The following is an 18322-nucleotide window of genomic DNA, read 5'->3' as shown; positions in this document are numbered from 1 at the left end:
TTCTGCAGCTTCAGCTCCCGTCAGAAATGAGCCTGACCCCGTTTGGGTCGACAGCTTCTTTAAAAGCAGGGGCTGGTATTCTGGCTGAATGAAGAGCATGACGGTGAGTGATCAGAGATTGTACGCCGGAAGGGTTAGGGTGAAGCAGCTGATTGATTTCCTGCTCAAGACCGTCCGCAGTAGTTTCAATGCTGAGGCTCTGGAGCCGGAAGGAACTGTCAATCTCGTCAACCGCCTCCTGGTGTGTCTGCAGCTCGACCCGGAACGAATGACTGGTGGAAATAAAGGTTCTTTTTTCTCCGCGCTGAATACGCAGTCCCGCGGTCTCAGCGCGGTGGCAAATACGTTCGAGCCGGCTTTCATCTACCAGGTAGCCGATATGGTCAAACATGACCCGCTTTCCCTGGCCAAATGTAATATTGACGGCGCCTCTGCGCATTTCAATAATACGGAATATGATTGGCCTGCCGCGGAAGTCATCCCAATTCAGCGGAGGGTCAAAGGATTGATAGCTGCCATTGTATTTTCCAATGCGCTGGGAGACGCGAAATCCCAGTCGTGCGTAAAATGATTCAGTTTGTTCTACGTAAGGCGTCCAGTGATGATAATGAAAAAGCATAGGGGAGCCTCCTTTTTCCATTTCCTGCTATTGTACCAAAATAATCCAAAAGAAAAACAAGACGTCATAATTACGGTAAAAGAGGGTAGAGAAAAGATAAAATATATTGCGACTAAAAGGAGTGTATTCAATGACGGAACCAGTATTTATCATTTCGACCGGGAGGAGCGGCTCCACAGCTGTTTCCAACTGCATTCGTCTTCACCCTGCACTTGTGAGTCTGTCTGAATTGATTCTTTCTGTTCATTATAATTTTGGGATCAGCGGTGAAGAATGGAAGGGATTCGAAAAACAAACATGGACAGGCAGTGACTTCTGGGAGCTGCTCGCCCAAAAGGAGCCAGTACGGCTGGCTCCGTACGAAAAGAAAGGATTACACAATAAAGAAATACTCTATGAAAGAACGGAAAATACTTTATTTAACGAAAAAACGGGGCTGCCGGCTATTGCCTCCATCACCCTTCCTCACCTGACCAATGAACCGGACAAGCTGTACCAGGAGCTTGAAGCAGTGGTACCGGCATTCCCGGAAGATTCGCTGCCGGGGCAGTACCGACGCCTGTTTGAGTGGATGCAGCGGCGGTTTGATGGTGACACATGCGTGGAACGTTCCGGATTTTCCACAGACGCAGTTGAATACTTAATAGACATGTTCCCGAAGGCCAAATTTGTTTTTTTATACCGGGACCCCCGGGAAATTGCTGTGGCTTTTAACCGTTTTCAGACGATGAAGATGGGAAAAGCTATTTTAAAGGCGATGGAAGAAACAGGCGCTGATCCCTCGGATCCCTCCAAGGAGGCTGAAAGGCTTGGCTCCTACCGGTGGCTGCATCCGGATTATTTTGAGATTGAACAGCTGCGCCAGATGGACATGCCGTACAAGGAGCTCGGGTCCTGGATTTCAAAGTCACTGCTGCATGCAGGTCGTGTGATCGAAGGACTGCCCGGGACTCAGCAGCACTGGCTTCGGTATGAAGACCTGCTGGAAACACCGGAAAGAGAGCTCGAGCGCCTGATTACATTTATAAATCCGCCCTCTGCGTCAAAGGAAGCAAACGAGCAATGGATAAAAAAAAGTGTCGCACAAATTAATCCCAAGCCGGACACGTGGCCGGAGCTCCCGGTAGAGAAGAGATCTGCGCTGGAGGAAGCGACAGGGCCGGCACTTCGTTATTTAGGCTATGCGTAACCAGGCGTTTACAAATGCGCATAATCGGAAAGAGTATTTTAAACCAGTAACTCCAGACACAGATTAAAATAATGAAAGGCTGGTCTAAAATAATGAAGGCAGTAACGATTCAAGGCAAAGAACACATGGAAGTCAAAGAAGTTGCAGACCCGAAAATTGAACGCAGCGATGACATGATTGTGCGCATTACAGCCAGTGGTATTTGTGGATCGGACTTGCATTTATATAAAGGCGGTATTCCGACGCCGGAGGATTACGTTGTCGGCCATGAGCCGATGGGGATCGTAGAAGAGGTCGGTCCTGATGTAAAAACGTTGAAAAAAGGAGACCGCGTTGTTATTCCATTTAATATTGGGTGCGGGGAATGCTATTACTGCACCCATCAGATGGAAAGCCAATGCGACAATTCCAACCCACACGCCGAAATGGGCGGATTGTTCGGATTCTCTGAGGATTTCGGGAACTTTCCGGGCGGTCAGGCCGAGTACCTGCGTGTACCGTATGCTGACTTTACCTCCTTTAAAGTGCCGGAGGACAGTGAACTGAAGGACGAAAGCGTATTGTTTCTTTCAGACGTCGTGCCGACTGCGTTCTGGAGCATTGAAAACAGCGGAGCGACTTATGGGGATACGATCATTATTTTAGGCTGCGGGCCGATCGGTTTAATGGCTCAGAAGTTTGCATGGATGAAAGGCGCTTCCCGCGTCATCGCTGTCGATCAGGTGCCGCACCGTCTCGAGCATGCGAGAAGAACAAACAATGTGGAGACGTATAACTTCAGCGAGACAAAAGAAATAGGCAAACTGCTTCATGAAGACACGAAAGGCGGGGCAGATGTAGTCGTTGACTGTGTAGGCATGGATGGCACCGTACCGCCGGATACAGCATTTGGCTCCGAAAGCGACAACCAGTTTGGCACCATCAGTCCAATTGTGACAGCTTCCCAGTCTGTGAAGAAAAACGGAGTCGTGCAGCTGACGGGCGTTTACGGCACCGAAGCCAATGGATTCCCAATCGGTGACTTCTTCACAAGAAACGTGGCCCTTACAATGGGACAGGCTCCGGTCATTCATATGATGCCAAGCCTTTACCGGATGATTGAAAACAAACTATTCGATCCAACGGACATTATTACCCATCCAATTCCTTTGGAGGATGCAGTTGAAGGCTATCGCATCTTTGATGAAAAAGAAGATGGCAATATTAAAGTGATTTTAAAGCCATAAAATAATTCTAATATAATAAATGCGGAGCCTGTAAAAATTACAAGGCTCCGCATTTATTATGTTAAAAAAATGATCACTGATTTTTTAATATTGCTTATCAGGGTGAAAATACAATGTTTCACGTGAAACATTGTATTATGCATTTTTATAGTAGACCAGATTATCTGTCCATGCCCCGTTTTCGTGAATAAATCTCCGGCGCACACACTCGTATGTCATCCCAGCTTTTTCTGCAAGAGAGATGGAGGGATAATTATCGATATTAATGTGAGCTTCTATCCGGTGAAAGTGCAGATCTTCAAAGGCAGCGCATAGAATCTCCTGTACGGCTTCTTTTCCAAAGCCCCGATTCCAGTGCTGGTTATGAATCATATAGCCGAGCATGCCCCATTGGAATTCTTCACGTATTAACGTAGTAATATCAGCATGGCCCAGGTGATTTCCGTCTTTATGAAAAATATCGTATACATAAGTGCTGTCCGTTTCTTTCATCTTTTTTCTCTGCTGAATCATATCCATGAATTTTGGTTTAGTTAAACGGCTGATTTCCGGTCTCCCGGGATCGTATAAATGCTGGGAGGGTTTCCGTTCGGAGAGTGCCTGCCTGTAGCTTTCAAAGTCATCCGGGTGCAGCGGACGAAGAATTAAACGCTCCGTTCCTCTGCTTTTTTGCTGAAGCTCCATTCTATACCTCCTGTTGCTCATACAGAAATATTCTATTTTCTATAGCGCTCCCGTTTAAAACGAAAAGAAGATGCTTTAATTTTATTATATTAATATAATAAAACGTGTTTTTCTAAAATGAAAAAAGCCCTCGTCTCTTTGAGCAGAGAGAGGAGCTTTAGGATGCTGCGAATTTAATGAATATGTTTGACGCGTCCTACCTGGCCGTCCTCAAGCCTGACTTTAATGCCGTGCGGATGGCTCGGGGAATTAGTGAGTAAATCTTTAACGATACCCCGGGTCAGCGTCCCGCTCCGCTGGTCTTTTTTTAAAACAATATCCACTTCTGCTCCTAGGGTAACATCTTTACGTTTTGTGCCGTCCATATTATGTCCTTCCTTTCAAGGGTGATGCTTTATTATAGCAGACGATGGAAAAGAGGAAATAATAAATTCTCGTTCCCGCATCGCTGCACCACCGGTTTAAATAAAAATACCTAGCCAGCCGGCACTTATCATGGCAATCAGCAAAAGGGTCTTTTCTACAGCCGAGACGTGCTCGGGATTGGAGTTATCCATTCGGCTGACAAGAATAAGAGATACTGCCATAAGTACAGCCAGTCCCGCTGCTGCCAACAGACGGTCACTGCCGAGCCAAAAAATGGTGAGCCCTGATATCACTAAATAGCATACGGCAGGCATATGAGCGTAAGGTGAACCAAATTTGCGGGTAAACCAGACTACTGTGGTGCGCTTTTCGGGAGAGGCCTGCATGTCCGCATCACGGTCCGGGATATGATGGACCATCACCCAGGCCAGACAGATCATGGCATTTATAAATGCGTTCTGCAAAGCCCATTCCGGAATGGTGCCAAGCGCGAGCCATGCCCCGCCGAGGCCGAGCAAAAATATGGATGGAAACAGACTGAGCCATTCCCCGAGAAATGGCTTATAGCTGAGGCTGAGCGGAGGCAGGGAATAAGAGGCCGCTGCCCAGACGCCGATAAGAAGGAGCACGCCTACTTTAATATACCCAAGGATAAAGCAAAGCACGGCGATGCCCATCAATGCGATAGCGAGCCATTTCCCCACCAGCCATAACGATTTTAATGACATGGCATTAGTCTGCAGCACGCGGCTGCCTCCGGAAAGAATAGCAGGACTGTGCTCATCCGTGCCTGAAAGATAGTCAGCATAATCATTAAAAGCGTGGGTGAGAAGCCCGTGAATAAGAAAAGCGCCAATGGCCAGAAGAATGAAAATAGCTGTTAAATAAGAAGCTGAAAGAGACGAGTATAAAAAAAGCGGCAGCATCGTAGAGACAATCGTAGCGATGCTTGAAGATATAACAGCAATGGCACGAACAAGCATCCACGCACTGCGCAGCGTCCCGGCGAACTGATTGGCCATCCACATCTTTCCCTTCTGATTCCTGATGGTTTCAATTTTCTGGTACCAGTATCCCATTTCCTGACGGTTTCGTACAGTGTCCAGGGGAGAGGAGCTGGCAGAAAGCAGTAAAAAAGACGCTGCTCTATAAGAGAACAGCGCCTGCGGCTGCGCCGCTGAGAACGACTACCCAGGGCGGAAGCTTCCAGAAGGCAAGCATTGTGAATAGAAAAGCAGCTAATACAAAATCCAGTGAGGACGTAATGGAGGAGGTCCAGATTGGATTATAAAAGGCAGCTAAAAGAATACCTACAACAGCAGCGTTTACACCGGTCAACACGCCTTTCATATGAGTATTTTTACGAAGCAGGGACCAAAACGGCAGTGCTCCGATAATTAAAAGAAAAGCCGGCAAAAAGATGCCTGCTGAGGCGACCAGGGCCCCCTGCCAGCCGGAGAGGACAGTGCCCAGGTAGGAAGCGAAGGTAAATAAAGGCCCCGGTACAGCCTGGGCCGCCCCGTAGCCCGCGAGAAACGTCTCTTCACTCATCCATCCGGTCGGGACAAACTCCCGTTCCAGTAGAGGAAGGACAACGTGCCCGCCGCCGAATACGAGTGAGCCAGCCCGGTAGAAGCTGTCAAACATGGCTACGAAGGTAGAACCGGTCCACTCCCGCATAAGCGGCAGTGCAGCGAGCAGAACAAAAAAGAGTGTCAGGCAGAAAGCACCTGTTTTGCGCGATACGGTTTCGAGGACCGCCGTATGATCTGCCTCCTGGACTGAGCGGTACAGCACCCACCCAGCTCCGCCCGCTGCCAGTATGACAAGCACCTGTGCAAGAGAGGTCTGCCATAAAAGAGTACCACTCATGGCGAGCAGGGCAATGGTGCGCCGCTGAAGATCAGGTGTGAGCTTTTGGGCCATGCCCCATATCGCATGGGCAACAACTGCCACAGCGACAATTTTCAGCCCCTGAAGCCAGCCGGCATCGCTGACGTCGAGGCCTTCAAGTACAAGGGCAAAGATTACTAAAGCAATAACGGAAGGAAGGGTGAATCCAAGAAAGGAAATAAAACCTCCCACGAGCCCACCCCGGATAATGCCTATCCCGATACCGACCTGACTGCTGGCGGGGCCTGGAAGAAACTGACACAGGGCGACCAGATCCGCATAGCTCTTCTCGTCGAGCCAATTTCTGCGTCGCACGTATTCTTCATGAAAATAGCCTAAATGGGCGATAGGGCCGCCAAAAGAGGTCAATCCCAGCCGTGTGGAAATCAAAAATATTTCCAGCCATTTTTGGCCCAAAGTTTTTCCCATAGCGTTCTCTCCCGTCTTTACTTGATTTCTTTAAACAATTCATAAGCTTTCACACGGGCCTCCTGCAAAATTCCGGCTCCTTTATCTGTGGTGGTATAATATTTGCGGATTTTTCCGTTCACATTTTTATTTTCTTTGTGTAAAAGACCGTCATTTTCCATAGCATGAAGAATGGGATAAAGAGTGCCTGCACTCATGGAATAGCCGTGTTCCTGCAGCTCCTCAAGCATCCATTGCCCGTAAACGGGGTGCTCGGAGGCGTGGTGCAGGATGTGGATGTGAATAAATCCTAAAAAAAGCTTACGAAGCGTTTTATCTTCCATGACCGATCATCCTTTCGGATTTCGATATCGAAATCCGATATCGAAAGAATAACAATTATTTTTTATTATAGCAAGAGGGGGGGAAATAAAGTTGAAATCCTGCCAAAAAATGAAAAAACGGCTCCGTAGGCAAGCCATCGGAGCCGTTTTTGCTGCTTAAAGACTGTTTGTCTGTTCGAGTTCTGCTTCTACAATATAACGGTCAGGAGCGCTTCCGATATAGTCAAATGGATAGCAGGTGGTGAGCGTAAGCGTTGGTTCGTCTTTGTCTACAATGACAGAGCGGTCCTCAGCGTCTGTCACCCATGTTTTCTGCAGCCGGTAAACATACTGGGTATTTTCATACTCGACTATAAGAGAGTCCCCGTCTTCAAGCTCGTCAAGACCGGTGAAAACCGTGTCACGGTGACCGCTTAGCACCGTGTGGCGGGACTCGTCAGGAGTGGTGGTCCATTCGCTGACATACATGCCAACGCCCTGGTCAAGCGATTCATCATCTGTACCCCAGTAGACGGAATACGAGTTTCCAAGCTCCGGGATTTTTAATTTGGCTACATTTTCGCCTTTCTCCCATTGGTCTATTTCATCGCTCATCACTGCCGAATCTTTGCTGCTGTCGGAGGAGGAAGCCTCGCTGGAGCCCTTGTCTGTGTCATTTCCTTCAGGCAGCGTATAGGCTTCTGGTTCCCCGGAAGCTTCCACGCTGGAAGAATCGCCCTGCTCTTCGGAATTGTTATCGTCCGGAGCTTCCGCAGATTCATTCGCAGAATCAGAGATAACGTCTTCTTCGTTGGTGGAAATTTTATCTACTCCTGCTCTGGCATCAAACCACTGGTATCCGAAGTACCCGGTAATACTCAGGCCGATAACAATCATCGCAATAAATACTTTTTCCATATATGCTCACTCCAGTAAAGGGACGTAACAGACCACAATAGACATAACTATTATTTCCATAATACACGGCTGGTGGAGAAAAAAACAACCTTCACCAGGGAGGTGAAGGCTGCGTGACCGAAAGATTATTATGCCTGTTGGCGGCGTCTTGTCCAAAGCAGGGCTCCGCCGGCCAGACCAGCCAGGGCCAGACCGCCAGCCATATAGGCAGGCTGGGCGCTTGCTGTTTCAGGCATTTCTCCGCCTTCTTCCATTGAAGCCCCGTCTTCAGCCATACCTTCTTCAGGCATGTCTTCCATACCGTTCATTCCGTCCATGCCTTCCATTTCATCCATCGGTACAGCCTCATTCATGACTTCCTCCGGTACAGTAATATCACCGACGCTGTTGAAGCTGGAGTAGGTGGAATCAGCTGTCAGACTCATATCTGTAGTAATTTCTTCCATATCATAGGAAGCATCCATATTAATGGTGCTCGCTCTCATGTGATGAGTTTCCTTATCCACGGTCAGGCTCATGGATACATCCTGAATGTCGATCATGCTCCAGGTTTCTTCCATCATTTCCTCATTAGCCATGCCGCTGGCCATGTCCGACTGCATCATTTTACTGGCCGCTTCTTCTATCTCTTTACCGCTTCCTTCGTAGGTGAGCACATAGTAGTTATCTGTTTCTTCTACGTCCATTTCATCAGCAAAGGATTCCGAAGCTCCCATATGCATGCCCGGGTTTGTCGTCATCGCTTCCATATCGCCCATCATGTCACCGGGCATCATCGTCCAGCTGCCATCCGGCATTTCTACATAGTAGCCGTCTTCTGTCCAGTACATTTCTGTGGATACTTCTTCACCGCTGACCGGGTCGACTGTATTAGTTGTCTGGTGAAGAGCGAAAGGATCCATTGTAATGTCCTGCTGCGATGTGGAGCTGTTCGTCATTGTTTCTCCTTCACCGGCGGCATTTGTGATTTCCTGTGAAATTTCGGTAGTGGCAGAATAGCTGTCGAGCTCAGCCATAGTTTCATTCGACTCCTGCAGAATGTCCCCTGCATTCATTTCTTCTGCCTGGGCGGGTACGGCAATTACTCCGAGAGCTAAAAAACCAGCACTGCTTCCTGTTATCCATTTTTTCATCATTATTCTTCCTTTCTTGTCTTTCATGTATTCAGCAAAAGCTTATGTGGTAAACCACTGGCTTCTGGTATTCTATGGTAATTTTACCTTATAAATGTCTGGAATAAACGCATTTTTTAAAAATTTGTGAAAAAATGTGAGAAAAAAAGCCCAGACAGCCATAATGTATAGAGGCTTCAGGCTTAAAAAAACCGGTGGAAGCTTAAGCGTGCCGGGCCCGGGGGAAGTATCTGCTTTTTTTCGGCCGGCGGCTATTTTTCACATGAAGAAGAATGAGTCCGGAAATGACTAAAAATAAGCCGGCAGCTTTCATCCATCCAAATGATTCCTGAAAAAGCAAAATGCCCGCGATGGCTGTTAAAGCCGTACCAAGCCCTGCCCATACAGCATAAGCTACAGATAACGGAATTGATTTTAAGGCGAGACTCAGAAAGAAAAAAGCCCCGATAAATGCTATAAAAACGGTCAGAGAGGGAATGAGGATGGTAAAACCTTCGGAAAGCTTCAAGGACGTAGAAGCAATAACCTCAAATAAAATCGCAGCAAACAGCAGAACAACAGCACGCATAATTTATTCCTTCCTTCATCCTAAATTCATCATCAGAAGTCCAATTACCAGGCAGACAATACCTAAAGTGTTCGTTTTATTCATCTTTTCCCTAAAATAAAAAACGCCGATGCAGGTAGTTAAAATGGTGCCAAGGCCGCTCCACGTGGCATAAACGACTCCGAGCGGAAGGGTTTGGAGGACGAGCGCCAGGAGGTAAAAAGCAACGCCCATACCAGCTGCAAAGCCAAGAGACGGAAGCAGCCTGGTAAAGCCATACGAAAGCTTGAGCATGGAGGAAGCAAATACTTCGCATATTACAGAGATGATAATGAGCACATAAACCATTATGCTTTTCCTTCATCAAAGCGTCTCAAAAGATTTTGAAGCAGACGTTCAGCCTGTGAAAGGGGTATCGTATTAATTTCAAAAATATGTGAAAACCAAATCCCGTCACTTAACAGCCGGACCATCGAGGCGTCATCGGTGTGAAAAGCGTCGGAAGCAAAAAGCATCTGCCAGCGTTCGTTGTACTCCTTCCAAAGATCGAGCACCTCTTTGTGATCAGCAAGGGTGGCCAGCAGGCTCGCATTTATTAAAAAGTTGCTTCCCGATCGAAGCTCTTCGAGCGTTGCTTCCGCGTAAGCTTTAATGTAGCTGCCTGAATCGCTTCGCTTTTCTTCGATTAATTCATGAAACCGGGCAAGCGCATAAGCGTTCATCTCATATATGAGCCGTTCTTTATTTGGAAAATGATAAAGCAGACCGCCTTTACTCACCTTTGCTTCGTCAGCCACAGCCTGCAGAGTAAGGCGGTTAAAGCCGTCCCGGCGAATGATGCGGGCAGCAGAGTGCATAATTTCCAGTCGTTTACTCATTGTTGATTCTCCTTTATTAGTTAACAGTCTGGACGGTATAGTAAGAATTGTACCAGAGGAATGGACAAAAGACGAGGAAGAAGCCAGCTGATCCATAACCGGTGTAAGGGTCATACAAAAAAAAGATTGAACCGCGGAGCGCAGAAGCGCGGACGGGGGCCTGAATGGTGGGAGGAGGGCCGTTGTGTTTAGTCAACTTTTCGTTAACTTAACCATTTTAGTGACATTCCTTTTTTTTATTACCAGGTGTTTCGGGAGCATTCCTTTTCGCGTGCAGCCTCTATAAGGGTGAGGCTGTTTACCGGCATACTGTTTGGAGTGCTCGGCATGGTGTTAATCGGATTTGGCATCAGGGTTAACGAATACACCCTGATCGACCTGCGTCATATCCCAATTATGCTCAGCGCTTTGTTTGGCGGATGGATACCTGCAGTAACGGCTGCGGCCATTATTTCGTTTTCACGTATTGCCATCGGTGGAGGAGTGATTGTTTTATACCCGCTCAGCATGATTGTTTTCAGCACGGCGGCGTATATTTTTGTCGCCCGGCTGGTACGAAATCCGTGGCTTGCAGCATTTTATATGCTTTTATGCTCCAATATTTACTTTCTCATTATTATGATATACCAGCTGAATACTGTGAATCTTTACACGGAAGTGGTACTCAGCTATTGGCTTGTGTCGTTTACCGGAGCTTTTGCAGCAGTATATATGGTAAAGCGTCTGACTTATTCCAATCAGCTGCTTCACAAGTATCGTACAGAGTCTTTAAAAGACCCGCTCACCGGCCTTGATAATCCGAGAAGCTTTGCCTATTCGTTAACAAAAAATCTCGGGCAGGCTTCGAAAATGAAGCAGGCGGTCTCGCTGCTCATTATCGATATTGATCATTTTAAGGATATTAATGACCGTTACGGCCATGCAGCCGGAGATGATATTTTAAGACAGCTTGGCACTGTGCTTCTTGAAATGGTCCGGCCGGAGGATTCGGTGTACCGCAAAGGCGGAGAAGAATTTACTATTATATTGTCTAACTGTCCAGCACCCAAAGCAGCCGCTACCGCTGAACGAATACGCAGGAGGGTGGAAAAATATCCTTTCCTCACGGATGGAGAGACATTGTATATTACTGTGTCGACCGGGGCTTCTATATTTCCTGAAACGGCTGTAGAGGAAAGAGAGCTGTTTAAGCAGGCAGATGACGCTTTGTATCAGGCAAAAAATCAGGGTCGTAACCAGACGTGTATGTATTCTAAAAAAGACCTTATAAAATAGGTCTTTTTTATTGTTTAGTAATAATTGGGCCTTTTTTATAAATATGTATTAGAAAAAGTGTTTTTAAAATAGCCCATTGGGTATAAAGTATTAATGATAAATAATAAAAAAGAACTAGAGAGGTATTCGCCATGCAAAAAACAAAAAATAACGACCAGGTTTTAGATTCGTTCCAGGTTTTACGTGCGCTCGAACAGTCGCTCGCCCTCATTGAGTTTGATCTTAATGGAAGGGTGCTGTGGGCAAACCACCATTTTGCTGCGGCGATGGAGTATCATGAAGAAGATATGGCAGGCATGCATCACCGGCAGTTCTGTACCCCGGATTTTGCCTCGAGCCGGGATTATGAAAGGTTTTGGCAGGAGCTGCGCGCGGGAAAATCATTTCAGGATAAAATACAGCGGATGACGCGAAGCGGTAAGCTGGTAAGGCTTGAAGCCACGTACATGCCGGTGCTGGATGACGCTGGAAACGTACACGCGGTGTTGAAGGCAGCGACAGATATTACCCTCCGGGAAGACGAAATGACAAAGGTGTCAGACTCGGTGCAGCACATGTCTGAGGAGCTGTTAAAGAGAGCAGAAGACGGGAGGACAAAAGGCCGGGAGATTACTGAAAACTCCCGGCAGGTAGTAGAAGAGGCAAATAACAATCTTGCGATTCTGGAATCATTGGAGCAGCAGGCGGATTCTATTCGGGGGATCGTAAAAACGATCCGTGAAATCGCTGACCAGACTAATATGCTGGCTTTAAACGCAGCGATTGAAGCTGCAAGAGCCGGGGAGCACGGCCGTGGATTTACAGTAGTGGCAGAGGAAGTCCGGAAGCTTGCAACAAGGGCTCATTCCTCTATCCAGGAAGTAAACAGCCATGTCGAGGGAATAACTGGAGAAGTGAGTAAAATTAGCGAGGGGACGATTCGTTCCCAAAAAGGAATGGAAAACAGCCAGGAACATATTAAGCATGCTGTAAAAGAGTTCGAACATATTGGCGCAGCAGCGAGAGGTCTGGAAGAAAGAGCGAAACAATTCCGGCATATTTTATAAAAAGCAGCGGACCCGCGTCCCTGCTTTTTTATTTGCGTAAAATAAATGTAAAACTTTAGATTTAGTTCAAAAGAATCGCATGAAATTTATGCCATGATATAATAAATACATTTCCAATTAATTGTATTAAATATTGTAGTAAAGGAGAGAGCACATATGGCGGTACGTTCTGAATTACTTATGCGTCTTCAAATCGAACAGCCGATTATTCAAGCCGGAATGGCCGGCGGGGTCACCACTCCGGAGCTGGTGGCAGAAGTCACAAAAGCTGGCGGGCTTGGGACTATAGGAGCCGGATATATGACCGCAGAGAGTCTTCGCTCTACTGTTCAACTTGTGAAAAAGCAGACATCGGGGTCATTTGCAGTGAATCTTTTTGTGCCGGAAACTCCGGAAGTGGTCGCCGAAGATGTTCAGGCTGCCAATGAAAAGCTCTCTCTGATTCATAAAAAATTAAAATTGGCCGCTCAATCGATGCCGGATAAGCTGCCTTCTTTCTTTGAAGAACAGCTTGAAATTATTATAGAAGAAGAGATTACGGTCTGCAGCTTCACCTTTGGAATTCCTCCTGCTCCCCATATTGAGCGGTTGAAGGCCCACGGTGTCTTTTTGATCGGCACTGCCACTACCGTTGAAGAAGCTGTTCAAAATGAGCAGGCAGGTATGGATGCGGTAGTGGCTCAGGGGAGTGAAGCCGGCGGGCACCGTGGAACCTTTGCAGAGTCCTTCGGGAAAGCGATGATCGGAACGATGGCTTTAGTGCCCCAGGTCGTGGACGAGGTTGACATTCCTGTGATTGCAGCTGGGGGGATTATGGATGGACGTGGTATTTTGGCGGCGCATGCCCTGGGCGCGGGAGCGGTGCAGATGGGAACCGCTTTTTTAACAAGCAGTGAGAGCGGAGCCCCGCAGGCCCATCAACAGGCGGTATTAATGAGTAAAGAAACAGAAACCGCCGTTACCTCCATCTTCAGCGGCAAGCCGGCCAGAGGAATTACAAATAAAATGATGATACAGTTGGAGGCGCTCGGGTACAATTGGCCACCGTATCCAATTCAAAATATACTGACACAGCCGATTCGAAAAGAATCGGCCAGACAAAACGAGCCTGCATTCATGTCCCTTTGGAGCGGCCAGGGAACACGTTTGAGCGTACGTGAGCCGGCAGGTGTCATGATTAAGCGTCTTATGCAAGAGGCAGAGGAAGCATGGGAAAGCCTTTAAAAAGACCTGTTTATGCTCTGTTTGTTAAAATAAAAATATCAAAAAAAGCAAAGGAGCAGAATGAATGGCGTTATCGAAGGATTACAACGAGAGGCTGGCCGGGGAAAAAGAAGGACTAACGTATCGCGACCCTGTTGGTGAATTGATTCGGGAGCACGAAAAGAAGGGTGGGTTTGACAATCTGCCGGGTCGTGGCAAACCACTGCCAAAGGAGTATCTGCAAAGCGATACCTTTGACACTCTTTTAAAGCGAAACGGATTTGTGCCTTCATGGGTCCGGCTGCAGCGGGAAATCCGGGAGGACCTCGGGCAGGTGCTGAAACAGCAGACGGAGGAAGCAATCCCTGACCGCCGTATAAAAAAAGAAATCAGTAAAATCAATAAAAAAGTCCGCCGCTACAATCAGCTTTGCCCAGCGCCAAGTCTGCAAAAATGTTTAATAGAGAAAGAAAGTCTTCACAGGCAGTACGAACGCTGGCGTTAAACGTTAACGGAAAAAACGTGCGGCAGTTCCACGTGAAACGTCAGTTTAGAACACAGCATTCTATGCTTTTCTTCTAATCACCGTCTGCTGGCCGTTGCTGCCTCTCTTCCTGAATTGACCGCAACTATTTCAGACAGTGTGATTATCAATGCTGATATTGCGGTAGGCAATGGACTCGGGAGTATCATTGTTAATATTTTCTTTTTATTTTTGCTTGCTGTTCACTTTCGAAACAAAGGGCTGTTTCTTCAAGTATCAGATGAGCATCTCTATAATATGGTCTCGACCGCCACCATTATTTTATAACGGAAACACGTAAAAGCAGGCAGCCGCCTGTTTTTTTTGGTGGCAGGGGAATATGTGAGGCCTGTTAGTTGCACAAGCAACTAATTATTTATATGGTGGATAGAGTAAAATATACAAAAAGGAGTAATCAAAGTGTCTCAAAAGCTGGCTATTCTATCTATTTCATTGATCACCGTTATGGCGGGAGCTACTATATCCCCGGCGCTCGGTTCTATTTCTGAAGCTTTTCCGGAGGCCAACGAAACCTCAATCAAATTAATTAATACCCTGCACGCATTATTTATCATTCCATTTACTTTTATCTCAAGCCGGCTCACGAAACGAGTGTCCAAAAAATCTGTTTTAGCTGCCGGGCTCATCCTGTATGTCATTGGAGGCTTGGGCGGAGCTTTTGCTCCAACGCTTTGGCTGCTGCTCGTTTCAAGAGCGGTGCTCGGTATTGCCGTCGGGCTGATCATGCCGATATCGACGAGCCTGATCCCGGATTTTTATGAAGGTAAAGAAAAAACAGTGATGATGGGAAGAGTGAGCGCCTCCAATCAGCTGGGCGGTATTATCTCTATCGTACTTGCAGGCATACTGGCGGGTATTTTATGGAGGCTGACATTTGCTGTTTACGGCCTGGCTCTGCTGGTGCTCGTGCTTGTGCTTCTTTTTCTTCCGAAACAGAGGCCCGAAGCAGTATCAGCGTCAGAGGGCAGCTCATCGCGGGGAGTGGAAAAGCCTATATTTGCTCTTGCCGGCGGTATGTTTATTGTGTTCTTATTCTTTTATTCCATTCCGACGAATATGGCAATCTTTCTGCAGGAAAACAATATTGCCTCTGCTTCCCTTGCTGGTGTAATGATTGCTTCGTTAAACGTAGGAGGGTTTGCAGCAGGCTCCATGCTTGGCAGCATCACCAGCCGGCTCGGAAGATGGACCGTGCCTCTGCAGCTGGCTGTAACCGGCATCGGTTTTGTTCTCATCGCTTTTGGCGGTCAGGCTGTATTAATTACGCTTGGCATCATTTTGATAGGTATTGGACTTGGCACAGTTATTCCGCTGATTTTTGACCGTGTGACGAAGGTCTCAAGCGCTGTCCAGATGTCTTTGGCAATGGCGGTGGTGCAGAGCTTCATGTATTTCGGACAGTTTATGTCGCCGCTCGTACTGGATTTTGTCGGCCGTCTGGCAGGCGGCTCGATCGGAACCAATCAATTCATATACGCTTTCTCCGGCATCACGGCACTTGTCGTGGCAGCTCTGGTTTTTCTGTTTAAAACTTTCGGGAAACGTAAAGCTTCGGAGGAGGAGCAATAATATGAATATTTATTCCGTTGGTAAATGGGCGGCTATCATTCAGCGTTACACTCACCAGTATATTGATAAACGATTCAATCATTTTGGTTTGGGGAATACAGAAGTGCTTGTACTTTTAACGTTATATGACCAGGAAAATGTACCTCAGGAGTACATCACGAGGCAGATAGTGATGGATAAAGCTACAATTACGCGCGCTATAAAACGCCTCGAAGAAAAAGGGTACCTTTACCGAAAAGAGAGTGTACTGGACCGGAGGGAAAAGATTGTTTTTCTTACTGAAGCGGCCTGGAAAATAGAAGAGGAGATTTCAGAAGCGATGCGGGAATGGACAGATATTATGACAAAAGAGTTTACAGCGGAAGAAAAGCAAACGCTGCTCAGGCTTATGGAAAAAGCGGCAGATGGGGCGAGGGCCGAAGTCGAGCCCGGGTAGAGGGTTTGTGACAGCAGGACGCTCATGGTAGCATAATGATATCTACTTTGTATAATTTTATTATTCCCCCGGCATTCACTGCCCTTCATCATCTACTTCTGCCAATTTTCAGCCGTGTGTATTCCATATATAGGAGGTGTATAGTTACTTGCGAAGAGAAACCAAATTTTTATTTTCTTTTATGCCTTTCAACACCTACGATAAAGAGAAAAATCGTTTGAAGGAGCAGCGCCAAAAAGGATGGCAGGTTCAGGACTGTTCTCTGCTCGGCTATTCTTTATCGGAAGTAAGGGAGGAAGAAAAGGAATATCAGTTTATCATGTCGAAAGATTATCAGGGACTGCGGAAAATTTCTGAAGAGGAATGGATACTTCTGTGTTCCTCCCCAGTACTCCACATATTTGAAGGGGAGAAAGATGCTTCGTCCTTTCAGGACCACTGGACGCTTTATTTTTTGGAGGAGTACCGGAAAAAGTGCAGGAGATGGGGGATTACAGCTGCAGTAAGCGCTCTTTTGTTTATAGTATTTCTGCTTTTAGTGATAACTGATTTGAACCTGCCGGGTGTAGCGGTGAATTTCGCATTTTTTATGCTTTCATTGTTCACAGGAATTGTAGCCTTTACCTTGATCCGGTGGATCCGGACGCTTGCTGTCATTACCCAGGCAAAGCAGATTGTCAGTACCGGCACAGAATGATATTTATCCTGTACATGAAAGGACGGCCTTCATGGAAGAAGAGCTTCGTTATTTGAATGAAGAGGATCAAGAACGATTTAAGGAAATTCAATCAATGCTTGAAGGAAACATCTCATATGAAGATCAGAAAAAGCTTGTGACAGAGCTGGCAATACTGCGTGAAAGAAATGAAATCAGAAAAAGATCCCGGCCAAAATAGGCACGGGATCTTGTTGTATTCACGCTTTTGGTTTGATACATACAGCAATGCCGAGAGGGTAGTGAACCCCCGTACGGGCGGGACGTTCGAAGGCTACTCCCTGCTGATAGTACAGCTGCAGATTTTCCCACGGCCATTCTTCGCTTGATAAGAGCTCTTCCCATTCCTCTGGCGTTAACTGGTGGTAATGGAAAGGGGAGTTGCTGGGCTTGTGCCTTCCCCGGCCGAAGGGCGTAGAAACGATGAGCGTACCGCCAGGGCGGAGCAGGGCGTACATGCGTTTCATAAAGATAAGGTCATCGGGTACGTGTTCGATGGTTTCAAAGGAGACAATCGTATCGAATGTGCCTATCTGCATGGACAGTTTCTCATCAAGAGCATCTCCTGTCTGGAAGGAAAGCTGGGGATGATAATAGTGCTTTTGGGCAAAGGCGATCGCTTCAGCGTCAATGTCGACGCCGATCACATGGTCTACCTCCCGTTTTTTCCCTTTAGCTGTCATCTGGGCCCCGTAGCCGACCCCGCAGGCAATATCAAGCACGCGCCCCCTGGCGTACGGCATGGCGAAATAATAGCGGGCCAGATGCTCAAGCAGCATACCGTTGGTTGGTTTCATTTCTGAAGGGATTATTCGCTCTCCTGTGTCTTTTAACACGTATAGTCACCGCTGTCTGTATAGTTTGATCCTCTCATCATATAAAAAGAAGGAGGGGGATTGCAAGGCGGAAGGATTTCACGGGACGCAGTATCTGATGTCCATTTGACAAATAGGAAAGCATCGTTTATATTTTTCATATACCCGTGAGGGTAAAGGGGAAAATAAAGGGAAGACAAATAAATACTCTAATTGAAAGGAGGAGCCTTTCATGGAATATAATGATCAAATGAAAAACCGGGTAAAACGGGTAGAGGGGCAGGTTCGTGGCGTTCTTCGGATGATGGAAGAAGAAAAGGACTGCAAAGAGCTTGTTTCCCAGATGAACGCTGCACGTACAGCGCTTGATCGTGCGATCGGTCTGGTAGTGAGTACGAATCTCGAGGAATGCGTGCGTGAGCAGATAGAAAAAGGGGAAGACAGCGAAGAACTGATCCAGGAAGCTGTTAATCTGCTGGTTAAAAGCAGATAATGAACAGTGTTATTGAAATTTTGAAAGAAACAAAAGAAGCTA

24 protein-coding genes are annotated in these 18322 nt (G+C 46.9%); 12 read left to right on the top strand and 12 right to left on the bottom strand.

Annotation, left to right across the window (positions count from 1 at the left end; translation table 11 throughout):
• Nucleotides 1-10 precede the first annotated feature (10 nt).
• Nucleotides 11-619 carry a hypothetical protein gene (locus tag SIC45_RS15135; RefSeq protein ID WP_319632801.1) on the bottom strand — a complete coding sequence of 203 codons (609 nt, stop codon included), beginning with the start codon at nucleotides 617-619 and terminating at the stop codon, nucleotides 11-13.
• Between the two features lie 130 nt (nucleotides 620-749).
• Between SIC45_RS15135 and SIC45_RS15130 the strand changes: the two genes are divergently transcribed.
• Together SIC45_RS15130 and SIC45_RS15125 are read left to right on the top strand one after the other, a co-directional pair.
• Nucleotides 750-1808: a sulfotransferase gene (locus SIC45_RS15130; RefSeq protein WP_319632800.1), complete on the top strand. Its 1059-nt coding sequence runs from the start codon at nucleotides 750-752 to the stop codon at nucleotides 1806-1808.
• A gap of 92 nt (nucleotides 1809-1900) precedes the next feature.
• The gene (locus tag SIC45_RS15125; RefSeq protein WP_319632799.1) at nucleotides 1901-3034 is read left to right on the top strand and encodes an alcohol dehydrogenase catalytic domain-containing protein; all 1134 of its coding nucleotides are present in this window, start codon (nucleotides 1901-1903) and stop codon (nucleotides 3032-3034) included.
• A gap of 135 nt (nucleotides 3035-3169) precedes the next feature.
• On the opposite strand, the gene SIC45_RS15120 is transcribed toward SIC45_RS15125, so the two are convergent.
• The 10 genes from SIC45_RS15120 to SIC45_RS15075 form a co-directional block, all read right to left on the bottom strand.
• Nucleotides 3170-3718, bottom strand: coding sequence for a GNAT family N-acetyltransferase (locus SIC45_RS15120; protein ID WP_319632798.1), 549 nt, complete (start codon nucleotides 3716-3718; stop codon nucleotides 3170-3172).
• A 173-nt stretch (nucleotides 3719-3891) separates the two neighbouring features.
• On the bottom strand, nucleotides 3892-4083 hold the full coding sequence (locus SIC45_RS15115; protein WP_319632797.1) for a YwbE family protein: 192 nt from the start codon (nucleotides 4081-4083) through the stop codon (nucleotides 3892-3894).
• Between the two features lie 96 nt (nucleotides 4084-4179).
• Nucleotides 4180-5106 (bottom strand): prenyltransferase, encoded by a 927-nt coding sequence (locus SIC45_RS15110; RefSeq protein WP_319632796.1) that lies wholly within the window; start codon nucleotides 5104-5106, stop codon nucleotides 4180-4182.
• A 124-nt stretch (nucleotides 5107-5230) separates the two neighbouring features.
• A complete protein-coding gene (gene chrA / locus SIC45_RS15105) occupies nucleotides 5231-6406 on the bottom strand; it encodes a chromate efflux transporter (RefSeq protein ID WP_319632795.1) in 1176 nt (391 codons plus the stop codon).
• Nucleotides 6407-6423: 17 nt separating this feature from the next.
• Entirely contained in the window at nucleotides 6424-6729 is a 306-nt protein-coding gene (locus SIC45_RS15100; protein WP_298786682.1) for a PadR family transcriptional regulator, read from the bottom strand.
• Nucleotides 6730-6885: 156 nt separating this feature from the next.
• Nucleotides 6886-7626: a class D sortase gene (locus SIC45_RS15095; protein ID WP_319632794.1), complete on the bottom strand. Its 741-nt coding sequence runs from the start codon at nucleotides 7624-7626 to the stop codon at nucleotides 6886-6888.
• A gap of 128 nt (nucleotides 7627-7754) precedes the next feature.
• A complete protein-coding gene (locus SIC45_RS15090) occupies nucleotides 7755-8759 on the bottom strand; it encodes a DUF6612 family protein (RefSeq protein ID WP_319632793.1) in 1005 nt (334 codons plus the stop codon).
• A gap of 202 nt (nucleotides 8760-8961) precedes the next feature.
• Nucleotides 8962-9327: a multidrug efflux SMR transporter gene (locus SIC45_RS15085; protein ID WP_319632792.1), complete on the bottom strand. Its 366-nt coding sequence runs from the start codon at nucleotides 9325-9327 to the stop codon at nucleotides 8962-8964.
• A 15-nt stretch (nucleotides 9328-9342) separates the two neighbouring features.
• On the bottom strand, nucleotides 9343-9654 hold the full coding sequence (locus SIC45_RS15080; RefSeq protein ID WP_319632791.1) for a multidrug efflux SMR transporter: 312 nt from the start codon (nucleotides 9652-9654) through the stop codon (nucleotides 9343-9345).
• The gene (locus SIC45_RS15075) at nucleotides 9654-10184 is read right to left on the bottom strand and encodes a TetR/AcrR family transcriptional regulator (RefSeq protein ID WP_319632790.1); all 531 of its coding nucleotides are present in this window, start codon (nucleotides 10182-10184) and stop codon (nucleotides 9654-9656) included. Before SIC45_RS15075 ends, SIC45_RS15080 begins: the two co-directional genes overlap by 1 nt.
• 246 nt (nucleotides 10185-10430) lie before the next feature.
• Between SIC45_RS15075 and SIC45_RS15070 the strand changes: the two genes are divergently transcribed.
• From SIC45_RS15070 to SIC45_RS15035, 9 genes are all read left to right on the top strand, one after another.
• The gene (locus SIC45_RS15070; RefSeq protein WP_319632789.1) at nucleotides 10431-11459 is read left to right on the top strand and encodes a diguanylate cyclase; all 1029 of its coding nucleotides are present in this window, start codon (nucleotides 10431-10433) and stop codon (nucleotides 11457-11459) included.
• A 131-nt stretch (nucleotides 11460-11590) separates the two neighbouring features.
• Nucleotides 11591-12505, top strand: coding sequence for a methyl-accepting chemotaxis protein (locus SIC45_RS15065; RefSeq protein WP_319632788.1), 915 nt, complete (start codon nucleotides 11591-11593; stop codon nucleotides 12503-12505).
• A 156-nt stretch (nucleotides 12506-12661) separates the two neighbouring features.
• Entirely contained in the window at nucleotides 12662-13729 is a 1068-nt protein-coding gene (locus SIC45_RS15060; RefSeq protein ID WP_319632787.1) for an NAD(P)H-dependent flavin oxidoreductase, read from the top strand.
• Between the two features lie 64 nt (nucleotides 13730-13793).
• Nucleotides 13794-14213 (top strand): DUF1992 domain-containing protein, encoded by a 420-nt coding sequence (locus SIC45_RS15055; RefSeq protein WP_319632786.1) that lies wholly within the window; start codon nucleotides 13794-13796, stop codon nucleotides 14211-14213.
• A gap of 57 nt (nucleotides 14214-14270) precedes the next feature.
• Nucleotides 14271-14519 (top strand): hypothetical protein, encoded by a 249-nt coding sequence (locus SIC45_RS16540; protein ID WP_413645964.1) that lies wholly within the window; start codon nucleotides 14271-14273, stop codon nucleotides 14517-14519.
• Nucleotides 14520-14651: 132 nt separating this feature from the next.
• Nucleotides 14652-15821, top strand: coding sequence for an MFS transporter (locus SIC45_RS15050; RefSeq protein WP_319632785.1), 1170 nt, complete (start codon nucleotides 14652-14654; stop codon nucleotides 15819-15821).
• A gap of 1 nt (nucleotide 15822) precedes the next feature.
• Nucleotides 15823-16257, top strand: a complete 435-nt coding sequence (locus SIC45_RS15045; RefSeq protein WP_319632784.1) for a MarR family transcriptional regulator — start codon at nucleotides 15823-15825, stop codon at nucleotides 16255-16257.
• Between the two features lie 148 nt (nucleotides 16258-16405).
• A complete protein-coding gene (locus SIC45_RS15040) occupies nucleotides 16406-16954 on the top strand; it encodes a DUF2812 domain-containing protein (protein WP_319632783.1) in 549 nt (182 codons plus the stop codon).
• A 31-nt stretch (nucleotides 16955-16985) separates the two neighbouring features.
• Entirely contained in the window at nucleotides 16986-17153 is a 168-nt protein-coding gene (locus SIC45_RS15035) for a hypothetical protein (RefSeq protein WP_319632782.1), read from the top strand.
• A gap of 19 nt (nucleotides 17154-17172) precedes the next feature.
• On the opposite strand, the gene SIC45_RS15030 is transcribed toward SIC45_RS15035, so the two are convergent.
• The gene (locus tag SIC45_RS15030) at nucleotides 17173-17808 is read right to left on the bottom strand and encodes a class I SAM-dependent methyltransferase (RefSeq protein WP_319632781.1); all 636 of its coding nucleotides are present in this window, start codon (nucleotides 17806-17808) and stop codon (nucleotides 17173-17175) included.
• Between the two features lie 211 nt (nucleotides 17809-18019).
• On the opposite strand from SIC45_RS15030, the gene SIC45_RS15025 reads away from it, so the two are divergent.
• Nucleotides 18020-18280, top strand: coding sequence for a metal-sensitive transcriptional regulator (locus tag SIC45_RS15025; RefSeq protein ID WP_298786649.1), 261 nt, complete (start codon nucleotides 18020-18022; stop codon nucleotides 18278-18280).
• Nucleotides 18281-18322: the final 42 nt, after the last annotated feature.

Source organism: Marinococcus sp. PL1-022 (assembly GCF_033845285.1).
GTDB lineage: Bacteria > Bacillota > Bacilli > Bacillales > Marinococcaceae > Marinococcus.
The sequence above is the reverse complement of the archived record's forward strand: the minus strand, read 5'-3'. Positions and strand labels throughout refer to the sequence as shown.

Excerpts from the sequence above, each read along its gene's own strand:
- SIC45_RS15135 (WP_319632801.1), bottom strand. The coding sequence starts at position 619 with ATGCTTTTTCATTATCATCACTGGACGCCTTACGTAGAACAAACTGAA.
- SIC45_RS15130 (WP_319632800.1), top strand. The coding sequence starts at position 750 with ATGACGGAACCAGTATTTATCATTTCGACCGGGAGGAGCGGCTCCACA.
- SIC45_RS15125 (WP_319632799.1), top strand. The coding sequence starts at position 1,901 with ATGAAGGCAGTAACGATTCAAGGCAAAGAACACATGGAAGTCAAAGAA.
- SIC45_RS15120 (WP_319632798.1), bottom strand. The coding sequence starts at position 3,718 with ATGGAGCTTCAGCAAAAAAGCAGAGGAACGGAGCGTTTAATTCTTCGT.
- SIC45_RS15115 (WP_319632797.1), bottom strand. The coding sequence starts at position 4,083 with ATGGACGGCACAAAACGTAAAGATGTTACCCTAGGAGCAGAAGTGGAT.
- SIC45_RS15110 (WP_319632796.1), bottom strand. The coding sequence starts at position 5,106 with ATGGCCAATCAGTTCGCCGGGACGCTGCGCAGTGCGTGGATGCTTGTT.
- chrA (WP_319632795.1), bottom strand. The coding sequence starts at position 6,406 with ATGGGAAAAACTTTGGGCCAAAAATGGCTGGAAATATTTTTGATTTCC.
- SIC45_RS15100 (WP_298786682.1), bottom strand. The coding sequence starts at position 6,729 with ATGGAAGATAAAACGCTTCGTAAGCTTTTTTTAGGATTTATTCACATC.
- SIC45_RS15095 (WP_319632794.1), bottom strand. The coding sequence starts at position 7,626 with ATGGAAAAAGTATTTATTGCGATGATTGTTATCGGCCTGAGTATTACC.
- SIC45_RS15090 (WP_319632793.1), bottom strand. The coding sequence starts at position 8,759 with ATGAAAAAATGGATAACAGGAAGCAGTGCTGGTTTTTTAGCTCTCGGA.
- SIC45_RS15085 (WP_319632792.1), bottom strand. The coding sequence starts at position 9,327 with ATGCGTGCTGTTGTTCTGCTGTTTGCTGCGATTTTATTTGAGGTTATT.
- SIC45_RS15080 (WP_319632791.1), bottom strand. The coding sequence starts at position 9,654 with ATGGTTTATGTGCTCATTATCATCTCTGTAATATGCGAAGTATTTGCT.
- SIC45_RS15075 (WP_319632790.1), bottom strand. The coding sequence starts at position 10,184 with ATGAGTAAACGACTGGAAATTATGCACTCTGCTGCCCGCATCATTCGC.
- SIC45_RS15065 (WP_319632788.1), top strand. The coding sequence starts at position 11,591 with ATGCAAAAAACAAAAAATAACGACCAGGTTTTAGATTCGTTCCAGGTT.
- SIC45_RS15060 (WP_319632787.1), top strand. The coding sequence starts at position 12,662 with ATGGCGGTACGTTCTGAATTACTTATGCGTCTTCAAATCGAACAGCCG.
- SIC45_RS15055 (WP_319632786.1), top strand. The coding sequence starts at position 13,794 with ATGGCGTTATCGAAGGATTACAACGAGAGGCTGGCCGGGGAAAAAGAA.
- SIC45_RS15045 (WP_319632784.1), top strand. The coding sequence starts at position 15,823 with ATGAATATTTATTCCGTTGGTAAATGGGCGGCTATCATTCAGCGTTAC.
- SIC45_RS15035 (WP_319632782.1), top strand. The coding sequence starts at position 16,986 with ATGGAAGAAGAGCTTCGTTATTTGAATGAAGAGGATCAAGAACGATTT.
- SIC45_RS15025 (WP_298786649.1), top strand. The coding sequence starts at position 18,020 with ATGGAATATAATGATCAAATGAAAAACCGGGTAAAACGGGTAGAGGGG.